Raw genomic sequence first — 19,780 nt, 5'->3', positions numbered from 1 at the left:
TATTCGATCTGTTTTCCACGCTTCAAGGACACTCTCATGTTTCAAGATACATCGAACAACACTTCAGGCACACTCCTCCTGATCGGCGCATCGCGCGGGTTGGGCCATGCCATGGCGGAAGAATTTCTCAAAAAGGGCTGGACTGTTATTGGCACTGTCCGGGCGGGCAGCGGGCACACCCCCTTTCATGATCTGGCGGAAACCTACAAGGACCGTGTCGAGATCGAGATCCTCGACATCTGCGAGCCACAGCAACTGGCCGAATTGCATGACCACCTTTCGGGTCGACAGGTCGACATGCTGTTCGTCAATGCCGGGACCACCAATCCGGATCCGACACAATTGATCAGCGAGGTCTCGACGGAGGATTTCGTCAACCTGATGGTAACAAACGCTCTGAGCCCGATGCGGGTTCTTGAAACTCTGGCTCCTTTTGTTACCCCAACGGGGCTGCTTGGCGTCATGTCATCCGGGCAGGGCAGTATCGCCAACAACGAGAAAGGCCTTCGTGAAGTGTACCGGGGCAGCAAGGCCGCGCTCAACATGTTCATGCGCAGTTTCGCTGCTCGACTTGCCGGAACGGATCATCCCCTTGTGGTCATGGCGCCGGGTTGGGTGAAAACCGAGCTTGGCGGGCCAGACGCTCGACTGACCATTGAAGAAAGCATTCCAAGCCTTGTTGAGGTTCTTCTGGCCAAGCAAGTCCGGCCGGGTCTGGAATATCTGGACTATCGGGGACAGACCGTGCCGTGGTGAAAGAAAGCAAAATGCAGCTTATTGCCATTGAAGAACATTTTCTCACGCCGGAGGTTCAGCGGGCATGGTCTGCAATCGGCATTGAGGCGACCGATCCCAGCGTCGCGTTTCATTCCGGTGAAATAGAGCATCGCCTTCTCGATCTTGCGGATCAACGCATTGCCCTGATGGACGAAAGCGGGGTGGATGTGCAGGTGCTTTCACTCACCCCGCCCGCGCTTCATGATCTCGGCCCCGAAAGTGTCGAACTTGCTCATCGCATGAATGATATGCTCGCGGAAGCCATCGCCCGTCATCCGGATCGATTTCAGGGTTTCGCAACTCTTCCGATCTCACAGCCGGCCGCAGCGGCGAAAGAACTGGACCGCTGTATCAAGTCGCTCGGCTTCAAGGGCACCATGCTTTGTGGCCGGGTAGACGAAGCTAATCTGGATGCAGCGGTTTTTTTGCCCGTCTTCCAAACTGCAGCAGACCTGGGCGTTCCGGTTCTGTTGCACCCACGCATCCCTCCCAAATCGGTTCGCGATGCTTATTACTCCGGCTTCGTGCCCCAAGTTGATGCGGCGTTTTCCAGTTTTGGTCTGGGCTGGCATTATGACGCCGGGATTCAATTTCTCCGACTTGTCCTTGCTGGACATTTCGATCGCATGCCGAATCTTCAGATCATTCTGGGGCATTGGGGGGAGGTCGTGCTGTTTTATGCCGAGCGCATCGCCGCTATGGATCAGGTGTCCGGGTTGACGCAATCCATAGCGGCCTACTTGAAACGCAATCTCTATGTCACGGCCAGTGGGCTTTTTCTGCCAACTTACCTTGAACGCGCTAAGGCGATTGTCGGTCCGGATCGCCTGTTGTTTTCCGCCGATTTTCCCTATCAGTATCGTGAGGGGCGCAACTCCAGAACGTTTCTTGAAACATGCGGTCTGAACGAAACTGAAACCGCGGCTTTTGCCCATGGAAATTGGCAACGCCTGACCAACCGGAGACACCAGCCAGAATAGAGTTTGTTCGGCGCAAATCTCGACGGACTGCCCTGATCGAAACTTGCTATGGAGGTTTTGATCAGGGTTTTGCATAACGCCCGTCCGCCAAGCCGAACAAGGATTTTGTCAGAGCCAGTTTGCCTTCGGCAGCCCGATCGACCATAGCGCGGAAGTATCCTCCAGGTTTGGAGATCTGATCTGGATCGCGGAGAGCCTTTTCCGCCACAACCACCAGAATGGCGGCGGCTGTATTGCGATCCAGCCGCCGCACAGCCAAATCATAGGCGCCTTCCGACAGGCCAATGCCAACACGTAAGGTTTCCGCGGCCCGTGTTAATTCTGGCCAGCTTCGTATTTGAAGACCAAAATCAGATTGCACTGCCTGACAGGCTGCTTCAATCAATCCGATGGAAACACTTCGCAGGTGAGGTGAGAGGCTGGACTGTTTTGCGTCACGGCCTGTCTTCCGCACAGGTGGATCTAAGTCCTTAGCAAGGCCGCTCCGCTTGCTCCCTTTCGGGAGCTTCTTCGACAGCTTTGCTGTCGTCAGTAGGAATTGTATTTTCGGCTGCGTTAGCAGACGTCCGATTTTTTTACAATGATTTAGATGAGTTTGAGAGCTTGTAATATATAATAGGGTGACATCCTTGTCAGGCTCACATGACATATCAGCATTTTCAGACGTTTCTTCCTGTCTGTGTGCCTCTACAGACTCTCCTATCAGGTCGTCATAAAGAGCCTGCAGCGCTGCCAGACGGTCTTCCAATGTCATCCCTGCTTAGGATTTCTCGAAAGGTGTGTTGTGCATCTTTGGTTTTTTCATTGCTGACATGATCTGTCGCCAGAATATCGGCCACGGCCCGGGAGAGGCGTGTCACAGCACGCTTTGCTTCTCGTGCTGCATTCAATTCAGCCTGATATTCATCCGCCAACCGACAGATCTCACGATAGCGTACCTGGGCGGGGCGGAAATCCAGGCCATACGCTCTTGAGATCTGTCCATCCGCGCTTCGGTGGACCCAACGACGACCGGTGCTGCTGTCGCGGTAAGACAGAATACCCGCCTCGACCAGCCGCTTGATCGCTCGAATGACCGTCCGCTCGCTGCGGCAGACATAATCTGCCAGCTTTTCATTGGAAATGGCCACAACCGGTCGATTACCGTTTTCCCAATCCCGCGCCTTGGATAGGCCAAGCAGAATATCAAGGACATGATACGTGGTGCCGTCGATACCAAGCGGCCGTGCGGCGCGCTTCAGCGCAATCGCAACCTCGCCCTTGGTCACTGTAGGCACGTCATTTGCCATCGCAAGACGTGCAGATGCGAGAACTCCCGGCGTCACCTTCCGGAAGCCTGCAACGTGAGGTGCTTCAGACATAATTCTACCGTTCTGCGGCCATGAGGCTCAGCAGTCCTGTCAGTCTCAATAAGGTCGGAAGCCGAAAAACCAGCAGGAAGACATAGGAAAGCGATCTCTGACGCGAATCAGAGCTTGAATTCCGGGCGAACGATTCGTATGTTGGAAGTGCGATTACGGATCGTCGTCCCACTTGGACGGTGATTTCGACTAAATATGAGCCTGCCAGTTCCCGCTGGTGGGCTCATTTCGTATGTGCTCTAGTTCATCGGTAGTGCTCCCGGGTTTCCCCTCTCGGGGTGCTTCATTCTATCCCGAACCCAAGCAAGGGGGATAAGATTTCCAAAAGTCGCAGAAATCTGCCATTCCCAAGCGATTTCGTGAGGGATAACTGATTTATGCGTTCTGTCAGAGATCCTGATCATCCTCTCTCTTGCCTTCGAATTCGGCGATCAATTCTGGCAACTTGCGTTGCAGAAAACTGTCCAGATCAGGCGCCGCCTTCTGGTCAACGGTGAATGTCGTTGCGCGGGCGCCCCGTTTGATCCGGACCACGGTTCTGCCTCTTGCGTCCTGCACCAGCGCTTCGGCCTCTGCAGCCTTGGCAACAGGCTCTTCAAGCGCCTTTGCCAGCATGGAGAAGCGGCGATTGGAATCTGCCTTTGCCCATGCGTCGGCGCTCATCACCTGGTCCAGCTTGATCTGAACACGCTTGGGCACGGTGCCAGCCTCGAAATGCCCGGCAAAGGCACGCCATTTTGGCCCCTTGACCGATGGTGCCGGTCCGATTTTTCGGATCAGATCTTCCGGAATTTCTTCGGCGGCATTGTAATAATTGACCGAATTTCGGGTTTCTTTCCCCCTCCCAGCGCCTTTGAGATCGTTGCCCGCGTCACCCCAAGAGCGCGCATGGACGAGACAAACAAGCACTTCTCGATGAAGGTGAGATCCTTGCGGTCAAGGTTTTCCTTTGACTGGGCAATGATCAGTTCGTCATCATTCAAGGGACGGATGATAGCCCGCACAGTACGGTCCAGCGTCGTGCAAGCCTTCAGGCGGCGATGACCATAGGCAACCTGAAAACGGTCCGCATGATCGGGATGTGGGCGCACCAGAATAGGCACTTGCTGGCCGGAGGACTGAATGGAATCGAGCAGGCCTTCGAATTCCGGATCACGGTCTTCTTCCAGACGGTCGCGATAGGGAGACGGGTCGATCAGTGCCGGGTCAAGCGGTTGGATATCAGACGTGCTGACAGATGCAGATCCGCCGCCCGTGCCAAGGCCCGACAAGACATCGGACATCAACCCAAGCGGCGAGGTGTTGCTTCGTTCGCTCTCGCGGCGCGGCTCTTCACGTTGCGAGAGTGAGGACGGCGGCGGGGGCGGAGCCTTGGTCCGAGGCTTGCTCCAGAGTTCCGACAGTGCGTTTTGCGCGTCTTTTCTCTTGGTCATGAACGCCCCTAGGATTTCCGCAGGATGGATTCCACTTCGCCGTTGACACCGTTCATCGCTTCCATGGCCCGCTCGTAGGTCTGGCGCGTGAAGCGGCCACGGTCGGCTTCATAAAGCGATTGCTGATAGGTGCCGGCCTCGGCAATGGCCGAAGATTTCACCATCACATTGGTCAGCACATTGCCGAGGTGATTGCGCAGCATTGCCACAACAAGAGCCTCAGGTGCCGATGTCGTGTCATGGCGGGTGATGAGATAATGCAGCGTCTTCTCAACCAGAAATCGCCGCCGCCGATGGCTTTCATCGCCGCTTCAAAATCCTGCTGCTGACGCAGATAGGTATAGAGATATTGCGCCATGGACTCGCAATCGAGCCACTGCGGATGAATGGTAACGACCAGATTGTCTGCTGCAAACATCGCCGCATTGGTGACGTATCCAAGGTTGGGTGCCGTATCGCAGATGACGATGTCATAATCATCCTGTACATCCTGCAAGGCCCAGGACAGACGCGCGAAATAAGCCCGGTGGAACCACAGATCGCGGATCTGACCTTCCAGCGCCTGAATCTCCTGCTTGACGGCCTCGGCCGACGACACACTGAGTTCAGCGCGATCAAGACGGGCGTTCAGTTCCTCAATGCGTTCGCGGATACGCGCCTGCTCGTATTTTGCCTCAACGGCGACCCGGGGCGCATCAAATTCCCAGGAACTGAGCGACCGACCACCGGGGATCAGGTCGAGATTGTCGAAATAGGTCTTCAGGGCGACCTCCGAAACGCGACGTGTGTCTTCGGAGCGCAAGATGGCGTATGCGGTGCTTTCCTCGTCCGTTTTTTCAGGCGGCACACCAAACAGCGCGCTGGCGGATCCTTGCGGATCAAGGTCAATCATCAGCACACGGTAGCCGCGTAGCGCAAAATATTGCGCCAGATGCACGGCAGAGGTGCTCTTGGCACTGCCGCCCTTGAAGTTGGCCATCGCCAGCACGCGCAAGGGATCGCCCTCGCGTCGACGCGGTAAATAGGAAATTCCTTTCGCCGTATCATATCCGGCTTTGTCTGCCAGCGCCTTGCGCAGCGCATTGAGGTCGCGCAACGTATAGCTTCGGGCATTGCGCCCGTCGCGCTCGGTTTCCAGATTGATCTCATCGGCGATCATGCCAAGGTAGCGCGGCGTCACACCAACGAATTTTGCGGCCTCCGACGCGGAGAACTTGCGCAAAACCTTCTGAGCATTGGGAGGGAAATGCGCCTTGCTGGTCTGATCGATCGTATCGGTCAGCGCATTGTAGTCCTCGACCATGGCGCGGAGAAAATCCGACATGCCCTGTTCCGGGTCTATCGCTTCAAATCGTGCCGCGTCGGGATGGTCCATAATTTCCGCCTGATTGCCAAAATCCGATTTCTTGCGGAAATAATTCGTCAATACAGGCAGGCACGTCAATTCTTTTAAAGTTAACGCCTGTTAACCAGTCTTAAGGAAAGGCGATAAGCAACTGTTTTTATGACTTATTCCGCATTTTAGCAAAAATCGCCTAAAATGCGGAAATCTCTTAAACCGGCCAGATTTCTTAGCAATTAAGATGAATGGTCAAGAGAGGCTCTTGTCCGATTCTGTCTTTCCCTCAAAGGCATAGACGAAATTTCGCCCACTATTCCACTCGAAACCTGCAAGACGCAGAGGCTTGTTCCGGTCCCCAAAACACAGAGCCCAAGCCACGTGCGGCCTTCAGACCAACGATGAAAAGGCAGATACGACTCCGCCTTACAGGAGGCGTGCCAGCTCCGCCTTCACGCTATCTTCGGCATAGGGTTTTGTCAGTACGGTCACATCGGCTATGTGAATCGGGCATTTCAGCCGCCTCGCCGTAGCCGCTGGCAAACATGAAGGGAATTTCCATCTGGAGCAGCCGCTCCCCAATGGCAATACTGGTTTCCTCGCCAAGCGAAATATCCAACACGGCAACGTCAACCTTGTTGGTCTGCAACAAGCCAAGGGCCTTGGAAACGGAATCCACCACAAGCACCGAGTCAAAGCCCATACCTGTCAGCATATCTTCTGCATCCAGTGCGATGATGGCATTGTCCTCGACGAGCATAGCGGTTTTGCCGCTGCCATCGAAATCGACATCTTCTACGACCCGTGCCGCGATCTTCTCGTCCGTTTCCTCGTCCTCGGCAAAGGAGAAATGCAGCGACGGGAGATTGAAGACCGCGCGCAGCCCAGACACGGCAAATTCGAGATCCGCACTTCCCTTCAACTCAAAGGGAATTGAGCGTTCAATGATCGTCGAGCCGAACCCGCGATGCTTGGGCACTTCGACCATTGGCCCGCCAGCTTCCACCCATTCGATGCGCAACTGGCCCATATCGCCAAGCCGCCACGAGATCGACAAACGCCCGTCCGGGACACTCAACGCACCATATTTGGCGCAGTTGGTGACCATCTCGTGAAACACCAACGCCAGGTCGAAAAAGCCTGAGGTGTTACCTGCACATCAGGCCCCTCAATGGTGACTCGATCCGCGACCCCATCGCCGACATAGGCGTGAATTTCCCGATTCAACAACTTGCGGAACGAGCCAGGCGACCAATTGTCTTCAGTGATCTGATCATGAGCCCGCGCAAGGGCATTGATGCGTCCGCTCAGAATATCCGTCATTTCATCTAGCGAGGCGGCCGTCTTCGACGTTTGCGACACGACACCCCGGATCAAAGTCAGAATATTGCGCACCCGGTGGTTCAACTCACTGATCAGCAATTCCTGCTTTTCATGTGCGCTCTGCCGCAGGCGGGATCCTTCGTCAAGCGATCTCAAAATCACTTCGAGCAGGGTCACCCGCAGGGATCTCGCCCAATGCCACATCACGGTGATTCCACGGATCAGACATATCGCGAACTTCAACCTTCCAGTGCCTCGAAGCTCTTGCGCGGTGTCAACTGTCCGGTCTCTGACGTCTCCGCAGCGCTTTTGTCCGGGTTCCCCGCCCAGACCACTGTCTGGGTCAACTCCTTGCGGAAGAAAATCAGATAATCTCGCGGGGTGCGCGACACCGGGATGGCGAGAATACCACCGACAGGTCCGTCCAGAGTGCTGCCCGATGGCAGCAGAGACTTCACCCGATGAGACCGAAAGACACGACTTGCCCCGCTGCGGTTCAACACTGGCAGGAGCTTCTGCATATCGCTATGAGAAGCTGCAAAACCCTCCCAGGCTGAACTGACCGTCGACCCAAAGGCCGACCCCGTCGCAAGCAACGATATTGCGGAAGGCATCCAGATAGGCTGAAAGATTCTGGAACACACTGCCATGCATCGAAATCCCGGCCATAACCCGCTCGTGCACCGCACGGGCGCGCCGCTCAAGATCAAACAGCTCTTCGCTTTCGCGTCGTGCCAGCTCAAGCGAGAACATCTGGGCAAACAACTCGGCCACCGTACGCCGGTCAAAACCCATCAGCTTTGGTCCGTAATGGTGGCAGGCGAACATGCCCCACAATTTGCCACCAACGATAATGGAAATTGACAGAGAGGCACCAACGCCCATGTTACGCAGATATTGAATATGAACAGGTGAAACAGACCGCAGCACGCTCAAGGACAGATCAACCGGGTTGCCTTCTGTGTCGGTCTGCGGCACCAGCGGCGAGGGCACATCATTGACATCACTGATAATGCGAAAGCGGTTCTTCAGATAAAGCTCACGAGCCTGCTTGGGAATATCAGACGCCGGATAACGAAGGCCCAGATAACTTTCGATGTTGGGCGCGCGTGCTTCCGCAACAACTTCGCCGCTGCCATCTTCCAGAAACCGGTAGACCATCACGCGATCAAAATCCGTCACGCCGCGCACCTGACGCGCGGCCTGCTTGATGTAATCATCAACGGTTTGGGCGGGGCTCAGACGGTTCATCATCGAGCGCACCTGCGAGATCGGATCAATGCCGCGCCCTCGAATGGTCAGCTCGAATTCAAGTATGATCAGCCCATCCGACAGATGAACCGCTACGTCGAACTGGCGGTCATCAGCGAACAGGTCGACTGCAAAAAGGCGTTCTGTTTCCGGCTCGCCCTGCAAGAGCTGAAGCCGCGTGCGCAGATCGTGAATGGCATTGGAACTGAACACAGCATCTGCTGGCGTCCCCAGCAGCGCTTCGGCTTTTCTCCCTGTGAAGCGATCACAGTTTTCACTGACATGTGCGATCAGCCAGTCAGATGTCAGGGCGAAGAGACAGCCAAAAGACTGAATGCTTCCCAGCAAATGGATAGGCTCTCGGTCACAGCCTGTAAGATCAAGGTTATTCATGGGGCACGACGTTCCAACTTATTTTGCCCATTCTATGGCCGAGGGCGTAAAAAATCGGCATTGTCTACGATTTTGTTAAAAAATCGCGGATTTAACTAAGAGGAGAGACGAGTAAACGAGTGAATCTCCAGACATGTGATCTTTTTCACGGCCAGATTTCTGGCAGTATTTTTTGTTCTCAGTCTTCATATACGGTAGACATGCAGATTGTACACCTGCATCGCATGGAAACATCTTCGGGCAGAGACTGTTTATCCTCCGTCAGGGACCCGGAGAAAGTCATACGCCGTGGAGGCGAGACGACAAGACATCAGTCTTTATTAGCGCGCATACCCAAAACAGAACCGCCGCGAATACCAGAAAGAGCTTTCGGTACCCTGCACGTCGACGGTCCACCAAAAGGCTTCACACCCTCACGACATTCGACAAGAGCACCAGACATCAAACGGACGCGCGTCAGAACGGGCATTGGCCGACCCTTCAATGGAGAGTTGCAGCTCAGAAACAATAAGCTGCTTTTTTGCAGTGCGACAAGTATCCTATGGTTGAATTTCTCCAATATGGACACAAAAATTCGGAACCCTGACAAAGTCAACTCATTTGGGATCACAAATTACCGGCTCTTGGTCTTTCTGGTTTGATATGTGCCTCTCTTCCAGATCAGCACTCACGACCGAAGACCGATCGGAACGGTCAAAGACGCACCCAATCGTTAGAGAGGATGGCAACCAACGGGCGTTTTCACCACCCCGACAGACGTGGCCAAGTCTCCAGCGTTGTCGCCTCACTCCCCATAACCACTTGATAACATGGGAACTGTGCTGCCGTCGCACAAGCATGGTTGGGCAGGATGCGCAAGCGTGCACCGACGTCAAGAACCGGCACCGATCCGGATGCGCCCTCGCGCAAAGCCAGAATACCGTGCTCTTGATTGGCGCCGATCATGATCAGATCCGGAACGATCGTGCCGTCTTCGTCACACACAAGACCATAGCCCTGATCGATGGCCTGATTGGCCGTGCCACGATCCCGCGACATTGCCATCCATCCCGCATCGACAAGGATCCAGCCCTTATCCTCTTGCACACCGATTACCGTCGTCAGTACCGAGGTGGCAATGTCTTCCGGTTGGCACACGCCAATGCCGGCCATCACCAGATCGAAGAAGACATAGACTCCGGCGCGGACTTCCGTCACCCCGGTCAGATCCCGCACGGCATGGGCTGTTGGCGTTGAGCCCATGCTGACAATGGGGCAGGGTAGACCCGCTGCCCGCACAGCCTCTGCGGCAGCAACAATGGCGGCACGTTCCTGCTCGGCAAAAGCGGCATGCGCCTCAACACCAGACACACCGTAGCTTTCACCGGCGTGTGTCAGCACACCGCGCAGCGACACGCCAGCCTCATGAAGGCGACGGGCGATCGCAACCAACGCCGGATCGTTCGCTTTAAGCCCACCTCGATGCCCATCGCAATCAATCTCAATCAACACAGCAAAAGGGGTATCTGTGTCATTGGCAGCAATCACCGCTTCTGCCTGCGCCATGGAATCCAGAATAATCGACAGATCGCAGCCTGCGGCCCGAATTGCGGCCACCCGCGGCAATTTCTGCGGGGCAATGCCGACGGCATAGAGAATGTCCTGCACCCCGGCTGCGGCAAAATACTCTGCTTCCGCCAGGGTGGAGACGGTGGCCGGCCCATTCCCGCCCTCAAGAAGGTGTCGCGCAACGTCAATCGACTTGGCGGTCTTCAGGTGCGGTCGCAGCGTCGCTCCCATAACCTGGATGTGATTCTTCAAGCGGGCAATATTGGCCAGCATCTTATGTTCATCGAGAACCAGGGATGGGGTATCAAGTCGATCAAAAAGCGAATGAGACATAGGCAGTCCTGTTCTCTCGGGGTGGCAGATTTCGGCGGCAAACTAAGCAGAAGTTTGACCAAGTATATACGTAAAATCAGCCATTTAAGAAAACTGTTTAACCGTCCCTCTCGCTGCCCTAGCGGTATTTTCCGAGGTATCCGGAAAAGCCGGGCATTCCGAATTTCCCCCCACGACAAGCGAAGGCATCATCGGCGACACACCCGGATGCTCCTGCTGCGATGGCGATGATCGTGTTGATGAGAAATAGCTGCTCGGCGTGTGCCCGAGAGATTTGTGAAAGGCATTGGCGAAGGCGCTTGGGCTGCTATACCCGCAGTCCAGGGCAACGGAAAGCACCGAACGCCCCTCTGCCAGCAGGGGCACAGCACTCATCAGCCGGGCCTGTTGCTTCCAGCGCCCGAAACTCATGCCGGTTTCCCGTTGGAAAAGACGAATGAAACTGGCACGGCTCATATGAAGCCGGCGGGCGCCATCCTCCAGCGCAATATCTTCGGCAGGGGCCGCGCGAAAAGATCTGCACAGCGCGGCCAACTCGGTGTGATTGGGCGTCGGCAGATTGAGCGGAACCGAGGGCAAAAAGGCCAATTCCTTCAAAAGCAAGGTCGTCAACGCAGATGTATAACCCGCATCGCCCGGCGACTGACTGACCTCGACCATCTTCAGGATGATCTCTCGCAACAAAGGCGACACTTCCGCTACCATCGGCTCCTGCGGCAAACCGGCAAGGGCGGGCGGCGCAACCTTGACCGAGCGAAGCTGAATTCCAGCCAGCGAACTGGTGATGTGCTCCAGCCCGCCAGGCACCCATACGGCGCGATGCGGCGGGGCAAACCATGTACCTTTCTCAGTGGTCAGCGAGACAACACCACGAATGGCATACAGCAACTGCCCTTCAACATGGGAATGCGGCTGCGTTTCGTAACGCAAGGGATCATCCCGGGACAGGATCTTGATGTGATCGGTGACGACGTAGACCTTCGTGTCCATCTTTGATCCGTTCGCGACGATAGTTGATATTCAAGCGCGAGATTATCACGCAATGCTTGCCTAAAACAAGATCAAGCTAAGCAGCTCGCCCGGTCCAGCTTGACTGGAGACACCCCGGAGACTGCTCACGCCATCATCTTCAGCCTCGCCTGTTTTGGTGTGCGTCCCGGTCTTCTTTATGGAGGGCCCGGACCGTTCATGCTTCCACCGAATCCCGGTGTGCCAAGCACGATCTACCGAAAACAGGCCCGTCCGGAAAGGACCTCCTCGTGAGCAATGTCACTGCCACGCGCACCCCGCCTCCGTCTGCGACCGGCACCGCCTTTGCCATTATCGGCGCTATCAGTTTCTGCCACATGCTCAACGACATGATGCAGTCCATGCTGATTGGCCTTTATCCGCTTTTGAAAGAAACCTATGCCCTCGATTTTGGCCAGATCGGCCTGCTGACGCTGACATTCCAATTCACGGCGTCACTGCTGCAACCGCTCGTCGGCATCTATACAGACAAACATCCCAAGCCTTACTCGTTGGCAACGGCGATGGGGTTCACCTTCTTCGGCCTGATCCTGCTGGCCTATGCACATAGTTTCACGCTGCTGCTTGTCGCCAGTGCGCTGATCGGCATGGGATCTTCGATCTTTCATCCGGAATCCACCCGCGTGGCCCGTATTGCCTCCGGCGGGCGTCACGGTCTGGCGCAGTCGCTGTTTCAGGTTGGTGGCAACTTCGGCACATCGCTTGGTCCTATTCTGGCGGCTCTCATCGTTTTGCCGCATGGCCAGTCCAGTGTTGCGTGGTTCTCCTTCGCTGCCATGGTCGCCATGGTCGTCTTGTGGCGGGTGGGCAACTGGTATGCCGAACAACGCCGCTCCGGGTCCAAGCGTGTTGCCATTCATGCCGCCCCGGATCTGCCCAGGGGCCGCATCATCATCACACTGCTGGTGCTTGGTCTGCTGGTGTTTTCCAAATACGTCTATCTGGCCAGCCTTTCGAGCTATTATACCTTCTACCTGATCCAGACGTTCCACGTATCCATTCGCCAGTCACAGATGTTGCTGTTCCTGTTCCTGGCAGCCGTTGCTGCCGGCACGATCATTGGTGGCCCGGTTGGTGACCGTATCGGCCGCAAGGCAGTCATCTGGGTGTCCATCCTTGGCGTGCTGCCATTCACGCTGGCGCTGCCCTATGCCAACCTGTTCTGGACGGCGATCCTCACCGTAATTATCGGCGTGGTCCTTAGCCTCGGCCTTCTCGGCCATCATCGTCTTTGCACAAGAATTGATGCCCGACAAAGTGGGCTTCATTGGTGGTATTTTCTTCGGATTTGCCTTTGGCGTGGGCGGCATTGGCGCGGCTGTTCTGGGCGAAGTGGCCGACATGACGAGCATTCAGTTCGTCTATCATGTCTGTTCCTATCTGCCTGCCTTCGGGCTGCTGACCGTGTTCCTTCCAAACTTGCGCCCGGCACACTCCTGACGCCAGCCACACCTTGCCTCTGAGCCCCCCAGCCGGTGTGAAACCGCTTCGCCTTAGCAGAGCTTGAAAGCCACGTCGGGAGTACAACCCCCAGTCGCAGTGATCGCTGCGGCTGGGGTGTTTCATGTCTGCCCTGAATGTGATCGTTTGCTCTTTGACAGCGCCCCTTTGCCCCGGTAGTCAGGACACTTGGAATGTGCGAAAGAGCATTGCGCGCCATTCCAAGGGAGGACAACTTTTGCGTGATAACGACTTTTTCCGAGATCAGAACGCCCGCCATGTCTGGCATCCAATGGCGCATCCGGCCCAAACCCAGGATCATCCCCCCGCATCATTGCTTCAGCGTCGGGAAATATGATCACCGATATAGATGGCCACACGGTTCTGGATGCCGTTGCAGGGCTGTGGAACGTCAATCTTGGCTATTCCTGTCAGCCGATCAAGGACGCTATGGCGCGCCAGCTCGACGTCCTGCCTTTCTACACGGCGCTGGACAACACCACCACGATGCCGCTGATCGAGCTGTCAAGCGAGTTGGCTGCATGGTTCGCAGACGACGGCCTGACCCGGTCGTTTCTGACCTCAGGTGGGTCGGATTCCGTAGAGACCTGTTTGCGACTGGCGCGTCAGTATCACAAGCTCGCTGGTCAGCCAGAACGTACCAAGTTCATCGCCTTCAAGCGCGGCTATCACGGCACGCATTTCGGCGGGGCCTCGGTCAATGGCAACATCGGCTTTCGCCGCAATTATGAGCCATTGCTGCCCGGTGTTATTCACCTGATGGCTCCCGACACCTACCGCAATCCCTTTCGCATCGAAAACCCTGCTGCCCTGGCCTCGGTGATTGCGCAGTCACTGGAAGACGAAATTGCCTTGCAAGGCGCCGATACCATTGCTGCGCTGATCATCGAACCGGTTTTCGGGGCAGGCGGCGTTCTGGTGCCACACGAAAGTCTTCTGCCTCTGTTGCGCCGGATCTGCGACAACCACGGCATTCTGTTGATTGCCGACGAGGTGGTGACCGCCTTTGGTCGCACAGGAGCCTGGAGCGGGTCGCGGCTGTGGTCCGTTACACCGGACCTGATGGCGACAGCCAAGGCGCTGACCAGCGGGTATTTTCCACTTGGTGCCGTGATGATCAGCGATCAGATCGCCCAGGCCTTTGAAGCAAACACCGACAGTCGCGGCGCCATTGGCCACGGATACACGTCGTCCGGGCATCCGGTCGGCGCGGCGGCAGCGCTGGCCGCCTTGTCTGAGACACGGCGGCTCAATCTTGCCAACAACGCCAGAGTGCGCGGCGAGGAATTGTTGCAAGGCCTGCAAGAATTGCAAGACAGACACGAAGTGATCGGAGATGTGCGCGGACAGGGACTGATGGCAGCAATCGAGCTGGTCGAAGATCGTGAAACGCGCATTCCCGTGTCAATTGCCTTTGGCCGTGACGTTCAGGACATCGCCTTCAAAGCGGGCATCATGATCCGGAGGGCCGGCGGCACCATCATTCTCTCGCCGCCTCTTGTCATCACGCAAAACGAGGTTCACATAATCCTGAACGCGCTCGATGAAGCGCTGACACGCGCGGCAGACCGGCATTCCTCAAGCGGAAGACATCGCTAAACCGCAGGAGTTTCCTTCAAAGAGCTGGAAAATCCTCTGCTGGATGTTAAAAGCGTCTATATTTCGAAGCCCGTCACAGGTAGGACACAAATCGCCCGCAGAAGCGGGCAGCTTTGTGCCACAGTTCGAACGGCACACCCCGGCTCCCAAGGAGGACCCTATACGATGGCAGCCCCCAGCCCGCGATTGAGCGCCCTGGGCACCCTTTTGGTGCTCATAGTCGGCCTGTGTCTGACAGGGTCTGCCGCTCTCGCGCAAGATGCCCCCGTCGTCAAAACAAAAGAGGGCAGTCTCAAAGGTGTTGCGACCGACAAGGGTCTGGATGTCTTTCGTGGGATTCCTTATGCCCAACCACCACTTGGTCCCCTGCGCTGGATGCCCCCGCAACCGCCAAAGGCGTGGGAAGGCATCCGCAGCGCACAGGCGTTCGGCCCGGTCTGTCTGCAAACAATCTCCAAGACTGCACCGGATAATGCCATTGCCGGACAACCGCAAAGTGAAGACTGTCTGACGCTGAACATCTGGCGTCCGCACAATGGCATTGCGCCAAAAAGCGCTGCCGCCGGTGACGTTGCGACAGACGCCTCAGCCACCAGCACCGCTGCTGCACCGGTTGCAGATGTAACGGCCAAGCCTTTGCCCGTCATGGTGTGGGTGCATGGCGGCGACTTTCGCCATGGCTCAGGCAGCATGTCGCTGTATCACGGCAACAATCTGGCAAAACGCGGCGTCATTGTCGTCACTCTGAATTATCGTCTCGGCGTTTTCGGCACTTTCGCCGACCCGAAATTGCAGGCATCCGACCATGCTGACGGCAATTACGGCCTTATGGACATCATCGCAGCGTTGCATTGGGTGAAGGACAATATCGCCGTATTTGGCGGGGATCCCAACAATGTCACGCTGTTTGGAGCCTCTTCCGGCGGCGTTTCGAGTCTTTATCTCATGACCTCGCCACTGGCGCGCGGCTTGTTCCAAAAGGCCATTGTCGAATCCGGTGCGCTGGATCTGCCTGTGCGCAGCCGCAAACAGGCAATTGATGATTCTCGCAAGGTTGAAGAGCAGCTTGGAGCCGCGGGCCTCGGCGACATGCGGGCGCTGCCCGCACAAGCCTTGCTGCATGTGAACACCACCCCGGATGAAACCATGCCCTTCATTGACGGGCAGGTCGTCAAGGACACCATCGTCAAGTCTTTCGCCGAGAAGGATGCCATGGCGATCCCGATGATCATTGGTTGGAACAGCGCGGAAACCGGCTATTTCGGCAAGTCTTACTGGTCTGACTTTGCCAAGGACGTTGGGGCTGAAGATTGGAAAGAGCTGCAAAGCCTTTGCTACACATATGGCGCACAAAGCGACGGCGCCTGCGCCGAACAGATCACCAGTGAACTGTTTGCCGGGCTGGATACCCGTCGCATCGCCCGCACTGCATCGCGTCGCTCGCCGGTGTTCGTCTATCGGTTTGACTGGGTTCGTCCCAGTGACCGTTCCGACAAGCCGGGCGCCTATCACCGCGACGAAGTGCCGTATATCTTTGGCGACATTGCCTCAGATCCGGATGCTGATGCCGGGTCACAAGCGCTGTCAAGCGAACTGGCGGATCGCTGGGTGGCCTTCGCCAAAACCGGCATCCCGACGGGCACCGGCGTGAGCTGGCCGCTTTATAAGGAAACCGAGCACGAGAAGGTACTGATGGCAGGCATGAACGGTATTTTCGCCGGAGCCAACCTGTCGGACCCGATGCTCGACACCCTCGAAGGCATGACACTCAAGCCAGAAGATCTGCAATAAGGCGGCCTGTTCAAGCCGGCCCACCTCCAGAAAAAAGCCGACCGTTTGAGGAAACGAGAATGTTTCTGAAACGGTCGGCTCTTTTTTATCCGAGACTAGAAAACTTAGCGGGCCATCCAGCCGCCATCCACGTTGAGCACTGCCCCGTGAATGTAAGCGGCGGCGGGAGAAGACAAGAACACGGCCGTCTCGCCAATATCCGCTGCATCTCCCCAGCGCCCTGCCGGAATCCGCTCCAGAATCGCCTTGCTGCGATCAGGATCCTGGCTGCAGGGCCTCGGTGTTGTTGGTTTCAATATAGCCCGGCGCAATGGCATTCACATTGATGCCCTTGGCCGCCCATTCGTTCGCCATCAACTTGGTGAGACCGGCAACGCCGTGCTTCGAGGCCGTATAAGACGGCACGCGAATGCCTCCCTGAAACGACAGCAGCGATGCAATATTGACGATCTTGCCACCCGTGCCACGCGCCAATGCTGCCTTGGCAAAAGCCCGGCAGGTGAAGAACACCGCCTTCATGTTCACATCGACCACATCATCCCAGTCGGCTTCCGAGAATTCCACCGCATCGGCACGGCGAATAATCCCGGCGTTATTGACGAGAATGTCGATCGGCTCATCGGCAAAGAGAGGCACAGCCGCCATAGGATCGGCGAAATCGACACGGACTTCGCGGCCCTTGGCCAACTGCGACACGGTTTGCGAACAATCGCGCCGTGCCGCGCAGAGAACCTCCGCACCGGCACGACCCATGGCAAGCGCGATAGCCTGACCGATGCCTGTATTGGCACCGGTCACCAGCGCGCGTTTGCCTTCAAGCGAGAAGGGAGACCTCACCGCAGGTCCTCCATGGCAACCATTTCAACATCCTTGTAGTCGACGTTGTCGCCTGCCATGGCCCAGATAAAGGTATAGCTCCCTGTGCCTGCGCCGCAATGGATCGACCAGGGCGGGGAGACAATGGCTTCTTCGTTCTTGATCACCAGATGACGGGTCTCATCCGGCTTTCCCATAAAGTGGAAGACGCGCGCGTCCGGCTCCATATCGAAGTAGCAATAAGCTTCCATGCGACGATCATGCAGATGCGCAGGCATTGTGTTCCAGACCGAGCCGTTGTGGAACTTGGTGTAACCGACAACAAGCTGATTGCTTTCCATCACTGTCGGGTGAACGAACTGGTAGATGGTGCGCTCATTCGAGGTGTCCGGCGATCCCAGGTGGACACTGGCAGCATCTTCGATGCGGATAAGACGGGCCGGGTATTCATGGTGTGCCGGTGCCGACACGATGTAGAACCGACCGTTGCCTGCGAAGGTGATGACACCTGCGCCCATCGGCAGATAAACGACATCGCCACGCTTCATTTCAAAGGTCTCATCGACGTTGGACGCCGACACCGAGCCTTCGTCACCGATGTTGACCACGGCCATTTCGCGGCGATCGAGAACGCTCGGCGTGCCGGTTTCCTTGACTTCATCAAGGGTCAGGCTCTTGCCTGCCGGCACAGCGGCACCAACGATCATTCGGTCATAATGGGTATAGGTCAGGCGAATTTCGCCCTCGCGGAACAGACCGGCCATATGGAAATTATTCCGCAGGCCATCCGTGTCGAGCCCTTTAGCCGTTTCCGGATCAATGGCATAGCGGGTTTCTACGGTAAGCATTGGCAAAGTCCTTTGTTCTCGAAATCTTGAAAATCATGTCGCGCCGCAAGCGCAACCGATTGTGCGAAGAGACAGGGCAAAACACCTTTCGCCCATGCCTCGGTCCGATGGAGAGGCGGCAGGGAGGGCCACCGTCTCTCGCTTGAAGTCGTCTGCGGACCTGCCGGCTCAATGGAACAGCGACGGCAGCCACAACGACAAGGTTGGAATGTATGTGACCAGCATCAAGGTCACGAAGGCCGCGCCGTAGAACGGCCAGATGGTACGGATCGATTCCCAGACCGAGATCTTACCCACGGCACAGCCGACGAACAGGATCGTTCCAACCGGCGGCGTACACAGGCCAATGCCGAGGTTCAGGATAAGGATCACACCGAAATGCACCGGATCAACGCCAAAGGCCTGTGCCACAGGCAGAAAGATCGGCGTCGTGATCACGATCAGCGGTGACATATCCATGAACGTGCCGAGGATCAGCAAGGCCACATTGATCAGCAGCAGGATCACCAGCTTGTCGTTGGAAACGCTTTTCAGGAAGCCGACGATTTCCGACGGAATTTGCAGATACGCAAGCAACCAGCCGAAGGCGCCCGCAGAGCCGATCACCATGAGCACCATTGCGGTGGTCTTGACGGCCGCCATGGTCGCACCAACAAAATCGGCCCAGCCCATGGTCCGATAGGCAAACACCGTTACCGCCAGAGCATAAAGCACAGCAATGCAAGAACTTTCCGAGGCCGTGAAGACGCCGGAACGGACGCCGCCGAAGATGATTGCAATCAACAGAATGCCTGGCACTGCATTGAAGAAGTAATAGGCAAACTTGCGCCAGCCGGGAAACGGCTCGGTCGGATAATCGCGCTTGCGGGCCACCATCCAGGCCGTCACCATCAAGGTAGCAGCCAGCACGAACCCCGGAATGATACCGGCGGTGAACAGATCGGCGATCGAAATCTTGCCGCCTGCCGAGATGGAATAGATGATCATGTTCTGTGACGGTGGCAGCATCAGCGCAATCAGCGAGGACACCACTGTAATATTGACGCCATAGGACGCATCATAACCGCGCTTGACCATCTGCGGCACCATCAGCCCGCCAATGGCGCTGGCATCAGCGGCAGCCGACCCGGACACGCCACCGAACATGACAGAGGCCGCGATATTCACCTGACCAAGCCCCCCGCGCAGATGGCCAACCATCGCCCCGGCCAACGCGATCAGACGGCGGGCAATGTCGCCACGCACCATCAGTTCCCCGGCATAGATGAAGAACGGGATGGCCATCAGCGTAATCACCGAGACGCCGGAATTCAGGCGCTGAAACACCACGATGGGCGGCAAGCCAAGATAAAGAATGGTGGCGAAGGACGCAGCGCCCAGACAGAAGGCCACCGGCGTTCCGATGATCAGAAGTACGGCAAAGGTGCCGAAAAGAATAAAAGCGTCCATATCAGCCTTCCACCACGTCGGCATTGTCTCCGAACCGACGGGTCGGCAA

The 19,780-nt window shown here is 56.6% G+C and carries 18 protein-coding genes and 3 pseudogenes; 6 read left to right on the top strand and 15 right to left on the bottom strand.

The features are described from left to right. The first annotated feature begins 36 nt into the window (after positions 1–36). Together AC0L7U_RS20450 and AC0L7U_RS20445 are read left to right on the top strand one after the other, a co-directional pair. Positions 37–756: an SDR family NAD(P)-dependent oxidoreductase gene (locus tag AC0L7U_RS20450; RefSeq protein WP_473696415.1), complete on the top strand. Its 720-nt coding sequence runs from the start codon at positions 37–39 to the stop codon at positions 754–756. Between the two features lie 11 nt (positions 757–767). Beyond that, complete coding sequence (locus tag AC0L7U_RS20445; protein WP_473696413.1) at positions 768–1,757, top strand: amidohydrolase family protein; 990 nt, start codon at positions 768–770, stop codon at positions 1,755–1,757. A gap of 61 nt (positions 1,758–1,818) precedes the next feature. On the opposite strand, the gene repC (AC0L7U_RS20440) is transcribed toward AC0L7U_RS20445, so the two are convergent. Both repC (AC0L7U_RS20440) and repC (AC0L7U_RS20435) read right to left on the bottom strand, forming a co-directional pair. Continuing rightward, a complete protein-coding gene (repC, locus tag AC0L7U_RS20440) occupies positions 1,819–2,505 on the bottom strand; it encodes a replication initiation protein RepC (RefSeq protein ID WP_473696411.1) in 687 nt (228 codons plus the stop codon). Beyond that, complete coding sequence (gene repC, locus AC0L7U_RS20435; protein WP_473696409.1) at positions 2,468–3,118, bottom strand: plasmid replication protein RepC; 651 nt, start codon at positions 3,116–3,118, stop codon at positions 2,468–2,470. Before repC (AC0L7U_RS20435) ends, repC (AC0L7U_RS20440) begins: the two co-directional genes overlap by 38 nt. On the opposite strand from repC (AC0L7U_RS20435), the gene AC0L7U_RS20430 reads away from it, so the two are divergent. Beyond that, on the top strand, positions 3,117–3,170 hold the full coding sequence (locus AC0L7U_RS20430; protein ID WP_473696531.1) for a hypothetical protein: 54 nt from the start codon (positions 3,117–3,119) through the stop codon (positions 3,168–3,170). The two genes, repC (AC0L7U_RS20435) and AC0L7U_RS20430, sit on opposite strands and share 2 nt — an antisense overlap. A 335-nt stretch (positions 3,171–3,505) precedes the next feature. On the opposite strand, the gene AC0L7U_RS20425 is transcribed toward AC0L7U_RS20430, so the two are convergent. The 10 genes from AC0L7U_RS20425 to AC0L7U_RS20380 all read right to left on the bottom strand — a co-directional run bounded on the left by AC0L7U_RS20425 (position 3,506) and on the right by AC0L7U_RS20380 (position 11,728). Further along, a complete protein-coding gene (locus AC0L7U_RS20425; RefSeq protein WP_473696407.1) occupies positions 3,506–3,817 on the bottom strand; it encodes a hypothetical protein in 312 nt (103 codons plus the stop codon). A 77-nt stretch (positions 3,818–3,894) separates the two neighbouring features. Next, complete coding sequence (locus tag AC0L7U_RS20420; RefSeq protein WP_473696405.1) at positions 3,895–4,551, bottom strand: ParB/RepB/Spo0J family partition protein; 657 nt, start codon at positions 4,549–4,551, stop codon at positions 3,895–3,897. Between the two features lie 8 nt (positions 4,552–4,559). Beyond that, positions 4,560–4,754 (bottom strand): hypothetical protein, encoded by a 195-nt coding sequence (locus AC0L7U_RS20415; protein ID WP_473696403.1) that lies wholly within the window; start codon positions 4,752–4,754, stop codon positions 4,560–4,562. After that, positions 4,724–5,926: an AAA family ATPase gene (locus tag AC0L7U_RS20410; protein ID WP_473696401.1), complete on the bottom strand. Its 1,203-nt coding sequence runs from the start codon at positions 5,924–5,926 to the stop codon at positions 4,724–4,726. The genes AC0L7U_RS20415 and AC0L7U_RS20410 overlap by 31 nt, the downstream gene beginning before the upstream one ends. Before the next feature lie 421 nt (positions 5,927–6,347). Then, positions 6,348–6,998 carry a response regulator gene (locus tag AC0L7U_RS20405; protein ID WP_473696399.1) on the bottom strand — a complete coding sequence of 217 codons (651 nt, stop codon included), beginning with the start codon at positions 6,996–6,998 and terminating at the stop codon, positions 6,348–6,350. Beyond that, positions 6,965–7,456: an HWE histidine kinase domain-containing protein gene (locus AC0L7U_RS20400; RefSeq protein WP_473696397.1), complete on the bottom strand. Its 492-nt coding sequence runs from the start codon at positions 7,454–7,456 to the stop codon at positions 6,965–6,967. The genes AC0L7U_RS20405 and AC0L7U_RS20400 overlap by 34 nt, the downstream gene beginning before the upstream one ends. Continuing rightward, entirely contained in the window at positions 7,453–7,734 is a 282-nt protein-coding gene (locus tag AC0L7U_RS20395; RefSeq protein WP_473696395.1) for a GAF domain-containing protein, read from the bottom strand. Before AC0L7U_RS20395 ends, AC0L7U_RS20400 begins: the two co-directional genes overlap by 4 nt. Positions 7,735–7,738: 4 nt before the next feature. Continuing rightward, positions 7,739–8,857, bottom strand: coding sequence for a GAF domain-containing protein (locus AC0L7U_RS20390; RefSeq protein WP_473696393.1), 1,119 nt, complete (start codon positions 8,855–8,857; stop codon positions 7,739–7,741). A 741-nt stretch (positions 8,858–9,598) separates the two neighbouring features. Beyond that, the gene (locus AC0L7U_RS20385; RefSeq protein ID WP_473696391.1) at positions 9,599–10,738 is read right to left on the bottom strand and encodes a DSD1 family PLP-dependent enzyme; all 1,140 of its coding nucleotides are present in this window, start codon (positions 10,736–10,738) and stop codon (positions 9,599–9,601) included. An 84-nt stretch (positions 10,739–10,822) separates the two neighbouring features. After that, positions 10,823–11,728, bottom strand: coding sequence for an AraC family ligand binding domain-containing protein (locus tag AC0L7U_RS20380; protein ID WP_473696389.1), 906 nt, complete (start codon positions 11,726–11,728; stop codon positions 10,823–10,825). Between the two features lie 329 nt (positions 11,729–12,057). Between AC0L7U_RS20380 and AC0L7U_RS20375 the strand changes: the two are divergent. The 3 genes and pseudogenes from AC0L7U_RS20375 (at position 12,058) to AC0L7U_RS20365 (ending at position 16,618) form a co-directional block, all read left to right on the top strand. Beyond that, positions 12,058–13,207 (top strand): annotated as a pseudogene (locus AC0L7U_RS20375) (MFS transporter). Between the two features lie 238 nt (positions 13,208–13,445). Beyond that, positions 13,446–14,827, top strand: a pseudogene (locus AC0L7U_RS20370) (aminotransferase class III-fold pyridoxal phosphate-dependent enzyme). Positions 14,828–14,992: 165 nt separating this feature from the next. After that, positions 14,993–16,618, top strand: coding sequence for a carboxylesterase/lipase family protein (locus AC0L7U_RS20365; protein WP_473696387.1), 1,626 nt, complete (start codon positions 14,993–14,995; stop codon positions 16,616–16,618). Between the two features lie 104 nt (positions 16,619–16,722). Here AC0L7U_RS20365 and kduD read toward each other — a convergent pair. The 3 genes and pseudogenes from kduD to AC0L7U_RS20350 form a co-directional block, all read right to left on the bottom strand. After that, positions 16,723–17,455 (bottom strand): annotated as a pseudogene (kduD, locus tag AC0L7U_RS20360) (2-dehydro-3-deoxy-D-gluconate 5-dehydrogenase KduD). Next, positions 17,452–18,282: a 5-dehydro-4-deoxy-D-glucuronate isomerase gene (gene kduI, locus AC0L7U_RS20355; RefSeq protein ID WP_473696385.1), complete on the bottom strand. Its 831-nt coding sequence runs from the start codon at positions 18,280–18,282 to the stop codon at positions 17,452–17,454. The pseudogene kduD and the gene kduI overlap by 4 nt, the downstream one beginning before the upstream one ends. Positions 18,283–18,450: 168 nt before the next feature. Continuing rightward, positions 18,451–19,731 (bottom strand): TRAP transporter large permease, encoded by a 1,281-nt coding sequence (locus tag AC0L7U_RS20350; protein WP_473696383.1) that lies wholly within the window; start codon positions 19,729–19,731, stop codon positions 18,451–18,453. Positions 19,732–19,780: the final 49 nt, after the last annotated feature.

This window comes from Roseibium sp. 10G30-5, assembly GCF_055809635.1.
Note: the sequence above shows the minus strand (reverse complement) of the source record. Positions and strands in the feature narration are given on the sequence as shown.